Origin of the sequence: Desulfovibrio sp. TomC (genome assembly GCF_000801335.2) — a bacterium.
GTDB lineage: Bacteria > Desulfobacterota > Desulfovibrionia > Desulfovibrionales > Desulfovibrionaceae > Solidesulfovibrio.
This window is the reverse complement of sequence record NZ_JSEH01000041.1, coordinates 1-14,188: the sequence shown is the minus strand read 5'-3', so window position 1 is coordinate 14,188 and position 14,188 is coordinate 1. Positions and strand designations below refer to the sequence as shown.

The 14,188-nt window shown below is 52.0% G+C and carries 13 protein-coding genes; 8 read left to right on the top strand and 5 right to left on the bottom strand.

The annotated features are described in order from the left end of the window. Positions 1-69: 69 nt before the first annotated feature. Positions 70-306, top strand: coding sequence for a hypothetical protein (locus NY78_RS25020; RefSeq protein WP_156181090.1), 237 nt, complete (start codon positions 70-72; stop codon positions 304-306). A 318-nt stretch (positions 307-624) separates the two neighbouring features. Here NY78_RS25020 and NY78_RS21110 read toward each other — a convergent pair whose 3' ends face one another. After that, positions 625-1,470 (bottom strand): DUF169 domain-containing protein, encoded by an 846-nt coding sequence (locus NY78_RS21110; RefSeq protein ID WP_043640767.1) that lies wholly within the window; start codon positions 1,468-1,470, stop codon positions 625-627. Positions 1,471-1,768: 298 nt separating this feature from the next. Here NY78_RS21110 and NY78_RS21105 point away from each other — a divergent pair, with 298 nt between their 5' ends. Then, positions 1,769-2,656, top strand: a complete 888-nt coding sequence (locus NY78_RS21105) for a LysR family transcriptional regulator (RefSeq protein WP_043640769.1) — start codon at positions 1,769-1,771, stop codon at positions 2,654-2,656. Positions 2,657-2,714: 58 nt separating this feature from the next. Here the strand turns inward: NY78_RS21105 and NY78_RS21100 are convergent, their stop codons facing one another. Then, positions 2,715-3,137, bottom strand: coding sequence for a type II toxin-antitoxin system MqsA family antitoxin (locus tag NY78_RS21100; protein WP_043640765.1), 423 nt, complete (start codon positions 3,135-3,137; stop codon positions 2,715-2,717). Position 3,138: 1 nt separating this feature from the next. Next, positions 3,139-3,441: a type II toxin-antitoxin system MqsR family toxin gene (locus NY78_RS21095; protein ID WP_009181706.1), complete on the bottom strand. Its 303-nt coding sequence runs from the start codon at positions 3,439-3,441 to the stop codon at positions 3,139-3,141. A 449-nt stretch (positions 3,442-3,890) separates the two neighbouring features. On the opposite strand from NY78_RS21095, the gene NY78_RS21090 reads away from it, so the two are divergent. The 6 genes from NY78_RS21090 to NY78_RS24235 all read left to right on the top strand — a co-directional run bounded on the left by NY78_RS21090 (position 3,891) and on the right by NY78_RS24235 (position 11,777). Continuing rightward, positions 3,891-4,178, top strand: coding sequence for a helix-turn-helix transcriptional regulator (locus tag NY78_RS21090; RefSeq protein ID WP_043640761.1), 288 nt, complete (start codon positions 3,891-3,893; stop codon positions 4,176-4,178). Further along, positions 4,175-5,566, top strand: coding sequence for a DUF3987 domain-containing protein (locus NY78_RS21085; protein ID WP_043640758.1), 1,392 nt, complete (start codon positions 4,175-4,177; stop codon positions 5,564-5,566). Before NY78_RS21090 ends, NY78_RS21085 begins: the two co-directional genes overlap by 4 nt. Before the next feature lie 190 nt (positions 5,567-5,756). Then, positions 5,757-6,140, top strand: coding sequence for a plasmid mobilization protein (locus tag NY78_RS24250; protein ID WP_082140178.1), 384 nt, complete (start codon positions 5,757-5,759; stop codon positions 6,138-6,140). Continuing rightward, positions 6,131-7,717, top strand: a complete 1,587-nt coding sequence (locus NY78_RS25680) for a relaxase/mobilization nuclease domain-containing protein (RefSeq protein ID WP_231584070.1) — start codon at positions 6,131-6,133, stop codon at positions 7,715-7,717. Before NY78_RS24250 ends, NY78_RS25680 begins: the two co-directional genes overlap by 10 nt. Positions 7,718-7,978: 261 nt before the next feature. After that, entirely contained in the window at positions 7,979-9,877 is a 1,899-nt protein-coding gene (locus NY78_RS24240) for an ATP-dependent nuclease (protein WP_082140177.1), read from the top strand. After that, positions 9,870-11,777, top strand: coding sequence for a UvrD-helicase domain-containing protein (locus tag NY78_RS24235; RefSeq protein WP_197084299.1), 1,908 nt, complete (start codon positions 9,870-9,872; stop codon positions 11,775-11,777). The genes NY78_RS24240 and NY78_RS24235 overlap by 8 nt, the downstream gene beginning before the upstream one ends. 526 nt (positions 11,778-12,303) lie before the next feature. Here the strand turns inward: NY78_RS24235 and NY78_RS21060 are convergent. Together NY78_RS21060 and NY78_RS21055 are read right to left on the bottom strand one after the other, a co-directional pair. Next, positions 12,304-12,930, bottom strand: a complete 627-nt coding sequence (locus tag NY78_RS21060; RefSeq protein WP_043640742.1) for an HAD family hydrolase — start codon at positions 12,928-12,930, stop codon at positions 12,304-12,306. Positions 12,931-13,032: 102 nt separating this feature from the next. Beyond that, complete coding sequence (locus NY78_RS21055; protein WP_043640739.1) at positions 13,033-14,052, bottom strand: tyrosine-type recombinase/integrase; 1,020 nt, start codon at positions 14,050-14,052, stop codon at positions 13,033-13,035. Between the last annotated feature and the right edge of the window lie 136 nt (positions 14,053-14,188).

The window sequence follows — 14,188 nt, the reverse complement described above, 5'->3', positions numbered from 1 at the left end:
TCATAATACGTTCAAATTTTACCATGCCTTACCAGAAATAGTCAAACAATATCAGACGGATGAGTGCTCATGAATTTTCATGAAAATGCACGCTTTTTCAGACCGAGTGGAGCAAAATTGGAGCAAATTTTTTGGCTCTTCGACGAGCAACGTGGGATTGACCCCGTCCCCGGACAGGCGGTAGCCCGTGCACGCTTCCTTTCCTCTGCCGACACGACCACGCGAAGCCCCTCGCGTGAATCTTCAGACGCAAATAAACCTTGGCAGCTGCTGGGGGTACGTAACGGCCCGGATCACAAAAAATGATCGTCCAGACCTGGGGACAACTCCCTTCCGGGCGTCTAGTTCTCCCCGGGGCTGTGCGGTACGATGCATATTCCCTGCCTGTGGTAGGATAAAATGGCGGCCGAGATGCCCGGCAGTTCAGGCGCGGTTACCGGAACCGGGAGCACTTCAAGACCGCCATCTACTTCTTTTGCGAGGGCCTGAATTTTTATCCCAAGCATGCCTGAACGCAGTCATCCACGGAAAACACGGAAGGGGTTGCCAGAAAGCGGGCAACCCCTTTTATATACAGCCGACCCGGCCAAAGGACAGCGCCAGATCATCAAAGAAGTGCCCAGCCTATTCCTCTTCCCCCCAGGCTTTGGCGCTACGGGCAATCTTCTTGCGGATGTTCTTCCACTCCCCGTCCACATTGAACATGGACTCGGGCAAGGCGGCCAGCATTTTCCTGTAAAGGCCCAAAGGCACCGTGAAGGTCAGTTCGTCGGGCTTCATGCACTTTCTGGCCGAAGGATCGAACCCGCCGAGGACGGCTTTTTCCAGCCCCTGTTGCTGGTAATACAGAGGCCAGGCGAGCATGTTGGTGCAACCCGCGCCAAAGGGAGAAACCACGCAGTCCATGTCGCCTGTGGTGAATACCGTTTGAGTGAATAAGCCGGTCAAAACCTCGGGTCGGGCAAAAAAGATGACGAACTCAGGCTCCTGCCCATTTTTGAACTGGGACAACGGTTTGAAGATGCAGTACTTCGCCGGGGCCTGGCGCGGATTGACCTTGGCAAGGAAGTTTCGCACGCTCTCGGCGCTGGGCATATACCTCTCGCCATGAATCGGCGTACCCTTGATGCCCGTGCCCACGTAATGCTCAATGAAAGCAAGGGCCGGCTTCATCATGGAGCAGTAGTACGCGCCCCCGATGCATCCGTATTCTTCCGTCGAAATAAAGGCGGCGCTATGTCGTTTTCTGGCCAGCCAGACATTGCACATGACGCAGGAGAACGTCTTGAAAACTTCCTGCATGTCTAACTTGTTCTGGTCCTCCAGGTCGCGTGAAATGGGTACACCCACCTTCGGCCCGACAGCCTTCTCCGGCAAGGTATCGGCATAATGCACGCCGAACGGCTCTTCCTTCATGCCGAGATGACCCAGAAACGTATTGGTGTCATCAAGGACGGACTGCATGGTCATGTTCTTTCGCTCCTGTGGTTGGTTGTCGAACAGTCTGTGCCGCATATGCGTCGTCTCTGCGGGGTGATGCCGCTCCTCATCGATGCTTCGCCGTGAGAACCACCCTCCGGAAGCCCGGACGCGCCCCGGGTGTTTGTCGGAAGCGGTTGCACCAGACCTCCCGGGCGGGTTCGAGACCTCGTCGACGGCCGGCACACCGTCTTTCGGTTCTTGCATTCCGAAGTATGCTTTTTTACCATCCTCAAAAAATAAATAAATAGCCTAAACAGAAAACTCTAAGCCAAAAATGGGCATAATCATGCAAGAATTTCTGACTGACCTCCCACTTCTGGTCGCGGTCGCCCGGCAGAAAAGCTTTTCCAAGGCTGCTGAAATATTGGGGATGAGCGCTTCGACACTCTCAAGGCGCATCAAATTGCTGGAAGAGCGGATGGGGGTGCTGCTCTTTTACAGGGACACGCGCAATGTGAAGCTGACGGATACCGGCTCGGTTTTGATCGAGCGGTGCGAATTCATTCTTGACGAATCACACAAAGCCTATGATTTCGTGGCGATGAACATGCAGAAGCCTTCCGGCTTGGTGCGCGTCTGCATGTTCCGGGATCTGTACGAGGATCACATGCGGGACATGCTGGTCGGTTTCGCCGCCCGCTGGCCCGACATACGGATGGACCTGACCTTCGCGGAATACCCCGTGGATATGCGCATCGATCCCTATGACGTAGCCTTTCTCATCGGGCCTTCCATAGCCCCGCCGCTTGTGGCCAGGAAGCTGTTGACCATTGAGCCTTTTTTGTACGCGTCCCCCGAACTCTTCAAGCATCACCCCATGCCGATGGAGCCAAAGGATCTGTATCGTCTTCCTTGCATCGTGCTCGAACGGTTCGGGCATCGTTGGCCCATGCACAACGGCAATCGGCAGGTCATCGTCGACATCGAACCCCAATACACCTTCAGTTCCGTGGAGATGTGCCGTGATTTCGCCCTGGCCGGACATGGCATCGCCTTGCTCCGGGATCGGCTGGCCGCACCGGACGAAACGGCCGGACGCCTCGTGCGGGTACTCCCCCAGTGGAGTGGGGGATTGGAGCACGACGTCTATCTGGTGACAGGGCCTGGCCAGCTCCCTCAGAGAGTCCGCCTGTTCGTAGATCACATCCAGGCGAACTACGCCTCACGCCCATGACCGATTGAGGCTGACCATGTCGTGGTGCACGCGAAAAAAGGAAGAACAACAAAAAGAATCAGCAGGAAGGACGCCCCTGATTTTCCCGAAGGATCGTGAGCGCGTCAGGCACGGCGTCGAGTACCTTCAACAGGTTGGTCACGGCCCGGCTGGTCAGGGCATCCCCCTTCTCGTACTTGGTGAACGCCTTCGGGCCGCCGCCGATGAGGTCGCCGGCCGCCGCCTGGGTCAGCCCGAGCTTTTTGCGGATGCGCTTTACCTGCGGGCCATCCAACAGCCCCTCGCACCTCGCCTTCATGGCGTTCAAGACACGATCGGAAACCTTCATGTCCGCACGGGTATAGAGACCTTCCCCGCATTTCGGGCAATACCATCCGGGCATGGCAACAGTCATCGTCTGTCCCTTGTAGGAAAATTCCACCGGCCTCACGTCACGAACCATTTCGGTTCCGTCCTCGTGGCACAGGGGATTTGTTTCCATGCTATTTCTCCTTGAAAGAGAGCAGGTCAAAGGCCGAAATCCTTCCAGCCATAAACTTCACGTATAAAATCCCGGCGGATGTCGGCACATGATACACGTCCTGCCAGGCCGCGTTGTCCGCGTAGGCGGTCATGGATTTGTAAAAGTGCCTGCGGTTCATGCTCTCAATGACCGCCATCATGCCATCGTAATCGAAGCCGAGGCGTTGGGCTGCCTGGGCGGCGGTTCTCGTCACGGCGACTTCGCCCCTTCTCGCCGCATCTTGGAAAGAGCCCAGGTCATACGTCGGCTTTCGTTTTTCCATAAGTAAAAATTACCATAAAGGTACTTTCTGTCAAGGCCACTTGCTCATGCCCCAGACAGCGCTTTACCGCCCCCGACCTCCCGCCCGCACAAAAACGACTCCCTGACTTTGGCGCGGAAACCGTCCCAGCCACCTCGCAGCCTGAAGCCTCCGAAGGCGTACTTCCGCCCCTCGCGGGGACTACCCCACCGCGGCGAAACCTGCCTTTCCTCCCTCTTCCTCGCTGGCAAGCCCCTGCCAGACGATGTCATTCCACCATATTGCACAGTAGCACTCAATGATACTGCCACGTCTTAACTGCGAAATAGCGGCATCATGGGTGCGCAAAGTTTGCGGGGGGGGTACGCAAAATTTGCGTAGGGGTGCGAAAATTTTGAGTAATTGACATTTTCTGGCGATATGTGCTTATGCTTGGCGCTCATAGTTTGCACTTCATAGAAGGAGTACCCATGGTCACAAAACGGTTTTACAACATCGAAGAATTGTCCATCATCCTTGGGAAAAGCATCGCTTCCATTCACGGCCATCTCGCTCGCAAGCAGTTTGACGCCGTTCCGCCGCCTATAAAATTGGGTCGCCGCCTAGCCTGGCAGGTGGAGTCCGTCGACGCTTGGATCGACGACAAAGCCGCCCAGGCCGATATCAAGGCTAAGAATAGCCTCGGTCATGCTCTGCCTCCTGCCAGGCGACGCGGCAGACCAACAAAGGCGGAACAGAGGGACAGAGGTGGCAAATGAGCGGCAGGCCCTCGGTCTCCTCGCTGCCCTGTGCGCATCAAGAGGCCCCACCGGATGATCCCATTGGCCTCAACCTCAAGGAGTGGCCTCGATTCTCGTTTGACGCCTGCCCGGGCATCCTGGGCGAGTTCGTGCGGCTGGCGACGCGTGACAGCGAAGCTGATCCGGCGGCGGTCTGCATCACGGCGTTGGTGCGTTTCGGAGCGGAGGTCTACGGCTATGCGCCCGATAAAGGCCCGCACCTCTATGTGGGCGAGACCGTCCACTCGCCGCGCCTCTTTGCCGTCATCTGCGGCAGCACCAGCAAGGCCCGCAAGGGAACCTCCCGGCATCCCGTGGCGAAGCTTTTTGGCCGGGAGCACTGCCTGCCCGCCGACTTAAGGGCCTGGGGCGTCCCTTTGCCTGCCAGGGAGAGCGGCGGCCCGCTCTCCACGGGAGAAGGTCTGGCCCATCATGTACGCGACGAAAGCGATGAGGAGCGGGAGCGGAGGCAGCGGCAGAACCCCGCCGAACCGGTCCGCGAAAAGGGAGACAAAAGGCTCGTCATCATGGACGAGGAGTTTGCCAGCGCCCTTGCCTGCACCAAACGGGAAGGCAACACGCTCTCCATGGGCATTCGCTGCTTCTGGGACTCCGGCGACTATGCCCCCCTGACTAAGAACAACCCCGTCCTGGTGCGCGGCGCGCATATCAGCATCATCACCCACATCACCATGCAGGAGCTCGCCGTGTGTTTGGGCGAGGTGCAGGCCGTGAATGGCTTCGGCAACCGATTCCTTTGGATATGCGCCCGTCGCTCGAAATTGGTTGCCCTGCCTTCACGGATGCCGGACGCAGAGCTTGCGCCCTTGCAGCGTGAGCTCTGGCGGTGCGTGGGACAAGCGCAGCAGCGCGGCGTCATGACGATGACGGCAAACGCCCTGGAGCTCTGGCGACACGTCTACCCCGAGCTCTCCCAGGAGCACACGGGACTGGCCGGGAGCATTATCAACCGGGCCGAAGCCCAGACCCTCCGCTTGGCCCTCCTCTATGCCCTCTTGGACGCTCAGGGGAGAATCGAGGAGCCCCACCTGCAAGCGGCCCTTGCTATGTGGCGTTATGCCCAGGATTCGGCGCGCTACATCTTCGGGGACCGGGCGACGGACCCGCTGGAGGATAAGATCCTGGAAGCGCTCAAGGCCGGCCCACTCACGGCCACCGAACTAAGCACCGTCCTGAGCAGGCATGTCCCCCGCGACCGCCTCAAACCCCTGCTGCAACAACTCGAGGCACAACAGCGCATCACCATCACCAAGCTGAAAAATGCGGGCCGTCCCCGGATCATCCTGGCTCTGCGCGAATTAAGCGAAAAAAGCGAAATAAGCGAAGAAAGGAGGAGTCTCGCGTGAACCTTATTTCGCTTTTTTCGCTTTTTTCGCCATCGGTATGTTGTTGCGGAAAGCCTGCGCGCATCGGCGGCATGTCGCAGAGCCAGCCTACCCGTTGTGGGCACGCGCTGACGCGGTGCCCCCTGCCGGGGCTGGCGGGTGGGCTGCGCCCCCCTCGACCCCTGCCAAAGGCATCAAGGCAGGTGACGCCATGAAAGAAAAGGCTCCGAGCCGGACAGCCTGGATCAAGCTTCGCGTCACCCGGGCTGAGAAGGAAGCGATCACGGCCAAGGCGCAAGCCCAGGGCCAGACTGTGACGGATTTCATCCGCCAACGTGCCCTGGACTACCGCCTTCGCCAAACACCCTTGGAGAAAGAGCACGTTCGCCAGCTTGCCCGAGTGGGCGCGAACCTGAACCAACTGGCTAGGTGGGCCAATACGTACAAAAGCCGGGCAGAGGCCATTCAGGTCTTGGCTGCCCTCTTGAGCATCGAGAGGTCCCTCAAGCGCGGCGCAGGCGCGGGAGAAGGCGAGCGGCAAGAACCCTCTTCCTCCATGGAGTCAAAAGCCTTCAGGGAGACACCATGTACATGAAGGTCTTCCCGCACGGGCAGGGGGCCGGGGATGGGCCTACACGCTACCTGGTGCGTCCGGACTACCCGGACCGGGACAAACATCCGCCCGAGGTGCTGCGCGGTGATCCGGAGCTGACCCGAGAGCTGATCGACTCCCTGGACACCAAATGGAAGTTCACGGCCGGGGTCCTTTCCTGGCATCCGGACGAAGTCGTGACGTCCAAGCAGGAAACGTGCGTCATGGACGACTTCGAGGCCGTGGCCTTTGCCGGCCTGGAGCCGGATCAGCGCAACATCCTTTGGGTAAGGCACCACCATGCCGGGCATCATGAGCTCCATTTCGTCATCCCTCGCGTGGAACTCTCAAGCGGCAAGGCCTTCAATCCCTGCCCGCCAGGCTGGCAAAAGCACTTCGACGTGTTCCGGGACCTGCACAATCACCGCGAAGGTTGGGCCAGGCCGGATGATCCGGCCAGAGCCCGACTGCGCACGCCGGAACACGCGGACCTGCACAAAGCCCGTCTGATCCGGTGGGGAACAGCGCCCGGTAAGGACGAACGCGCGGAGGCCAAGGACGCCGTTCACGCCTTCCTGCTCATGAAGATCGAAGAGGGGCAGGTCACAAACCGCTCCGAGCTTCTTGCGGCTCTTCGGGAGGCCGACCTGGAGATCAACAGGGCGGGCAAGGACTACATCACCGTCAAAGACCCAGCCAGCGGTGAAAAGCTTCGCCTCAAAGGGGGAATCTATGCCGAACACTGGCAACTCGCTGGCCTCCCTGGCCGAGCGCATGCGGGCCAAGACCGAACAGGACCGGCTGGAGCTCGAGGCCCTGACCCGGCAGCAATTCGACGCCTTGAGCAAGAGCTTGCGGCAGTCATCGACCGCCGCACTGCGTACAACCGAAGCCGCTATCCAGGAAAAGCTTGGGATGTTGGAAGAGAGCATCGCCTCACGCTGCCAAACCCTGAGCTGGACCTTCAGCCGAAAATGGCTGCAAGCCCTGCTCCTGAGCATGGCCATTCTGACGGGGGCGGCCTTGGGTGGCTGGGGCGTGGTGACCCTGCTCGCACACAGGGTCTTGGCATTACAAGGGGAGATTCAGAGCCTCAATGCGAGCAAAGCCGACCTGGAGAACACCGTCGGTCAACTGGAAAAGCGGACCTGGGGATTGAAACTCCTGGAGAACCAGGATGGCCGGTTCATCATCCTGCCGCCCAAGACTTCGGCCCACACAGGCTGGACGGTGGGGAAACAACAAGCTGTGAAATTGGAGTAAGCCATGACCGAGATCGAGCGCATGCTCTCGAACACGTTGATTGTATTGGAACAAAATTTACAAAAAAGGCAGAACAAGCACGAACAAACCCTAATATATCTGCAAAATTTGCTGTCCTCGCAGGAAAGGACACTGCAAAATCTTCAGCTACAGATCAGGAATTTAAGCGATCAATATCAAGAAACAGCACAATACTGGCAAAAATTGAACAGTACACAAAAACAGTTGCACTTATTGTTAACGCATATAAACAGCAGACTAAACAAATAATAGATCAGCAAAATGAAATTGACAGAGAAAACAGCCATTGGTTTTAAGATCGAAGAGGCAAAATAGGCTTGCTGATACAGATTATTTCGCCTAGCCTTCAAAGCAGGGGGATAGAGGGGATGGTTAAGTCAAGGGACCGATGAGCGTAAACGCCCGAGACGCTTTTGGATCACACCGAATTACAAATACAGGAACAATCATGAATTCGACATGACTACTACAACAAAAGCAATCTGATTTAAAGGCTACAATACCTCACATGGCAAACTCACAGAAACGACACGCAAACTAACAAGTCGCGGTGAATCATGTACCTATCGAGCATACGAATTTGGAATTTTCGAAAATTTGGGTCAATTGTAATGGAAAACGTCTCATTGCCAGGGATTGTTGTTCCACTCAACAATGGGTTAAATGTCCTTATTGGTGAGAATGATTCTGGAAAATCTGCAATTATTGACGCCATTCGACTTACTCTAGGGACTCAAAGCAAAGATTGGTTTCACCTTGAAGACTCAGATTTTCATTTTGATGGAATAAAACGTGCACAAGAACTAAAAATAGAGTGCGTATTTGAAAAATTTACCAACGAAGAAGCAGCTCCCTTCCTAGAGTGGATTGATATTGATAATTCTTCAGGCGTCCCTGAATACTCACTTCGTTTAACATACGTTGCTCGCCGGACTCCTGATCGCATCTCTCGAGAGCTTAGAGCGGGATCTGATCCGGATGGACAATCCATTTTTAGTGCAGCGCTAGATTTACTCAGAATTGTATACCTTAAACCTCTTCGCGATGCCGAGAGCGAATTAGCTCCAAGCGGAAGATCTCGATTAGCTCAGATCCTGAAAGCTCACACTGTCTTTCAAAAAGAGGATGGCAAAAAACATGCGCTTGAAGAAATTATTTCTGAAGCCAATAATAGTGTCGAGAAATATTTCACCGACGACGATGAGGCTTCCGCAATTCTCAACACAATAAATACTCACCTCGTTAATTTTCTACATCCATCAACAAAACAAGAATCAGAGATAAACATCTCGGGAAGCGAGCTTCAAAGTATCTTAAAACGTTTAAGTCTTGTATATCAAGGAGAGTCGGCCGGGTTAGGCTCATTAAATCTCTTATACATCGCAGCCGAACTTCTATTACAACAAAACACCTCTCGTAATGAGTTAAAGCTTACAATAATTGAAGAGCTTGAAGCTCACTTGCATCCTCAAGCACAACTGCGGCTGGTAAAATACCTAGAGACAGAAACTCAAGGCCAACTTATTCTTTCAACACACAGCACAACACTTGCATCGAGCCTAAAACTAAAAAATCTTATCATCTGCAAAGATGGCAAAGCCTTCCCCATGGGTAGTGCCTTCACTAAACTAAAGAAAAATAATTACGATTTTTTAGAACGTTTCTTAGATGCTACAAAATCGAACTTGTTTTTTGCGAAGGGGGTAATCCTCGTAGAAGGCGATGCAGAAAATATTTTGTTGCCGACGATCGCCACACTTATTGGACGCCCTCTTCATCAATACGGAGTTTCTATTGTAAATGTTGGAAGCACAGCATTTCTTCATTACTCAAAGATTTTTGATCGCAGCGACGGTCAAAATATGGGAATTCCTGTCGCCATAATCACAGACCGTGACGTTTGCCCGTATGAAGTTCAAATTGAAAATCATACAGGCACAGACAATATACCAACAATTGAAAGCATAAAACAAGGAATTTCAGACAAAGGCGAATCAATAGAAACTCGGCTTGGATCAGGATGTGCAAAAGTATTTATCTCTCCCCATTGGACATTAGAGTATGAGATCTCGCTCACAAAGCAGTTACAAAAAATATTTTTAAAGTCCATTCTTATGTCAGAAAAAATTCAAAACGCTAAAGATGGGGCACCGAAACGCCAAAAAATTGAAGAGGCAAAAGAAACAGCCAATGAGCTCTTCGACGAATGGCGAGCGGAGCTGTCACAACATTCGAGAAAAAAAGAAATTATTGCGAAAAGAATATACACCGATATAATGCTTAAAAAGGACATTTCGAAAGCTGTTGTTGCTCAAACTTTTGCAAAAAATATTAAACAGGAATACGCAAAAAGCAGCGAAGATATAATATCACGTCTTTATCAACCAGCAATGAGATACCTAGTCAATGCAATCATCCATGTCACGGCGGCTCTTGAGGACCAGCCAGATGCTTGAAATAACCGACGAGGATATAACACTTGCTGAAGCCAAGCTATTGCCGCCAGGTTGTAGTTTTGATGAAGAGCGAAGAGCGTTTATTCGATCGCTATACTCATGCGATGTAATCGCTTGCCCAGGAAGCGGAAAGACGACGGCCCTGCTCGCAAAGTTATTGATTCTAGGGAAAAAAGTATCTTTTCTTAAGGGTGGCGGAATCTGTGTTCTAACTCATACCAACGTTGCAATCAATGAGATCAAGAAAAGACTTGGAGACGAAGCCGACAAGCTTCTTAGTTATCCAAATTTCTTTGGCACAATTCAATCATTTGTTGATCGCTACTTGGCCTCACCTTGTTTCATTAAATTGTTCAACAAGCGCCTAACTGCAATCGATACAGAATACTACCTTCACAAACTCACCAGCGAATGCATGGCTTCCAGGGCTCGCCCTTGGATCTCAAAACAGGTTCAAGGACCAGGCTATGATAGTCCCTCTGACCTATTAAAAAAAATACAGCTGGACTCTAGCACGCTAACATTCGATTTGAAACCTATTAAACTTGCAAATACTACAACAATTACTCACATCGCCATTACCCATGCCTGCAAAAAAATCTTTGAGTCCGGAATCATAAGCCATAGGCAGGCATACAATCTTGCAAAATATTACCTACAGAACCATCCAGCACTGGATGATTTGTTCAGTGCTAGGTTTAAATTTGTTCTCATAGACGAAATGCAAGACAGCTATGGACATCAAATTGACATTTTAGATGCTCTTTTTTCCGGGCCCAGGTCTGTTGTTCAAAAATTAGGAGATCCAAATCAGGCGATCTTTTCTACGCCCACAGATAGCGAAATGGAATGGAGACCTCGCGATGGAGCACTAACATTTTCAAGATCCATGAGATTTGGGCAGAACATTTCAACAGTTGCGTCAAAAGTAAGAACTTTGCGTCATATTCCGCTCCTTGGCAACGACAATGTCAATTCTCATAAACCACATATTATTACATACAATGACTTTTGCATGGATTGCACTATTCAATCTTTCGGAAAACTAATCCGAAACCTCGGCTTAGACGAAGATGCGTCTATAAACAACAAAGTATTCAAAGCTATCGGATGGGTCGGAAAGCAAAAAGAAACAACTTGTATACCTCATTACTGGCAAAGTTACACTCCACACAAAAAAAATATCGCTAAATTTTGTTCATTCAGATCGTATATTAAATCATACGAAGGCTTACACTGCGGAGCACATTCCCCAAAGATATTCCAACGACTTTTATACGAAGGAATTGCGAACTTAGTCAACCGATGCAACACAGCAGAGGGTATCCCGTTCACAGCACACCAATTTAAAAATTGGCTTAAAACCAACAACAGCGAACTCTATTTACAAATTAATTCAACGATTTCTCAATGGTTTTTAGAGTACTTGCTAGGAAAATCTGAGGACAAGATCATAGACGAGGCGACTGTCTTATTGGATCCATTAATTGCCCATTGCAGCGACAAGGGGATGGCATTGGACTTTATATCTTCTACAACCATTGACGACGCTTGTCAGCAAGATTTTGCATGCAATTTTGTTGATTGCATATCTGATATACAAATTGAAGTCGGGACAGTTCATTCTGCGAAAGGAGAAACTCACACCGCAACACTTTTTTTAAGTACATTTTATCACAAAGATGATATTAAATATATCACTCCTTTCCTTTTAGAAAAACCAGTACAACGAACAATGGGGGTTCGCTTAAAATCTTGCATAAAAATTTCTCATGTGGCAATGAGCCGCCCAACACATCTTTTTGCCATGGCTTGTCATGAAAACAATATCGCTGACTATCAGAGTGAATTTTCAGACAATGGCTGGGTAATCGTCTCTGTTGAGAGTCTGATGACTTAACTATCTTGAGGTCAATCATTCATTAACTTTCCACACTTCATCCCAGCAAGCCTGTCCGCCAAGCCTGCCGTTCGCAAATGCGTAGACTGTGCTAATTTTACAGAGCCTTGTGCCTAGTGATTGCCTCGATCTCTATGACGTCCAGGTTCGTAGGCTCAAAACACGGCTGATGGCTTCCTGCCGCAGGCCATGGAATCGCAGAATTTCAAGCTTTACCTTCTTGCACACATACTTCATTGAAGCCGCGATCTGATCCGCCAAAAAATTACGAAATATTTATATATCGCCCCATGTATTTATTTAAAAGAACTTTCCTTTTCGTCCAAGTAGTATTCTATATATTCATTAATAAGCATGCAGTCATTAAAAAATATCCTTCCTGCGTACATCAGCCAGAGCAATGCAAATTGCGTCACTCATTCAAGACTAGCACAATCTATTAATACAATTTGCTAATTTGGCCTTTCCACTGCGTTAGCCCGCTTTTACAAGTGGTCCCCATGCTACCTCAACGGAACGCCCCATTTCAACTGACGATCCCCAGGTAGCCAATAACGCTTTGGAGGGAATTGATAACATGCCCATTCTCCCCCTGGAGGGAAGCGGCCTCCCGATCAAGCCATAAGGCGTGGAGCCCAAGAACACGGGGGACCTGATAATCGTTTTTCAGCGAATCGCCGACCATGAGGAGCTCCTCTGGCGTACAGCCGAGCCCTTCCCAGGCATACTGATAGAGCAGCGTCTCTGGCTTACGCGCGCCGACCTCGTAGGAAAAGGCGCGGACATCCGGCTCAAAGGGCAGAAGCTTGAGAAATGGCGCGCCATAGGGCTTGGCGAGATTGGAGACCACCGCGATCTTGAGGCCATGTTCACGGAGCGCTTGCAGCGTTCGCGGGGCGTCGGGAAAAAGACGCATGGAGTCCGTTTCCTCGGCCACATGCGCTTCGAGGAGAGCGGTTTCTTCCTGGGACAGCCCTGCCTCGCCGGCGAATTCCACCAAGGATGCATCACGTGTCATGATGGCTTGGTAGCAATCGGCCGCTCCGTTCTCCCATCGCTTCATGATCGAGCGGTAGGGGAGCCGGGGGGATTCGATGCGGCACAACGTGCCGAAGGCGTCGAAAAGCACGCCTTTGATTTGCCGTGGCTCCATGCACGTCTCCCGGGCTGCGGTTTTAAAGCCAAGGCTTACGTCTAGGTCACTATACAAGCATGCAGAACACAACAGGGCTTTCCCTCTTAATTTCAAAAAGAATTACAAGCGCCTGACCTCCCCACGCTTCGCGCCATCCAATCTCGCTGCGAGATTGGCCGTGCGCAAATGCGTGTACCTCGCAAGCATTTGCAGGGATTTATGTCCGGTAATGGCCTTGATTTCCATCACATCCAAGTCCGTATGCTCAAAGAAGCGACTGGTGGCTTCATGGCGCAGGTCATGAAAGTGCAAGTTCGCCAGTCCGGCCAATTGGCAAGCCTTGCCCATCTTCGATGACAGTGTGTCGGGATGGAGGTGGCCGGGAAAAACTCGTCCGGAAATATGGCGAGGGAGCCCGTGGAGCACTTCGATCGCTTTTCGAGATAAAGGGACTGTCCTGCATGTCCCGTTTTTTGTGTCACGCAATAATGCAGACTTATTGCGGAGGTCTATATCTTCCCAGGCAAGCTTAACTATCTCGCCACGTCGCATGGCTGTTTCCAAGGCGAACTTGACGATTGCGCCAAACTCCAAGTCATCGCCAATGGCTTCAAAGAGTTTTTCTTCCTCGCCAGCTTCCAGTCGTCTTTCGCGTCCCGGCGGCAATTTGGGTTTGGCGGCGAGTTGCACGGGATTGGTCAAACTCTCCATTCCCCAATCGCTCTTGGCAAAATTAAAGAGCCTGGAGAGAAGAGCCAGGTCCAACCGGATCGTATTGGCCGAAATCCCTTCTTTCTCCCGGGCGCGTCGATAGTCCGCAATGTCTTTCGACCGAATCGTTGACATGATACGGTGGGCGATGGCACGTGATTGAAGGCAATTAGCTCGGGAAATTTCACGGCGAGGGTCTTTGAGCCTTGGCAAATATTCCTCTTTATAGCGATCCAAACATTCGCTCAGGGTGTAGCTCTCGGCCTCTTTGGTCGAGACAAACTGTCCTTTGGACATCTCGGTCTCGACTCCCTTTGCCCATTGCTCGGCCTCGGCCTTTGTATCGAAGGTCTTGCATGTTGCCGGGTAACCTCGCTTGCGAATCCTGGCTTCCCATTGGAGATTTCCCCGCTTCCGAAATGTTGCCATCGCTCCACCTCTCTGTTGGAGCAAGTGGAGCAAAATTGGAGCAGAAAATCAAGAAGGCGACCTGTCGCTTTCGACAGATCGCCTTCAGGCTTTGTAATTATTGAACTTTGTTGGTGCGCCCGGAGCGATTCGAACG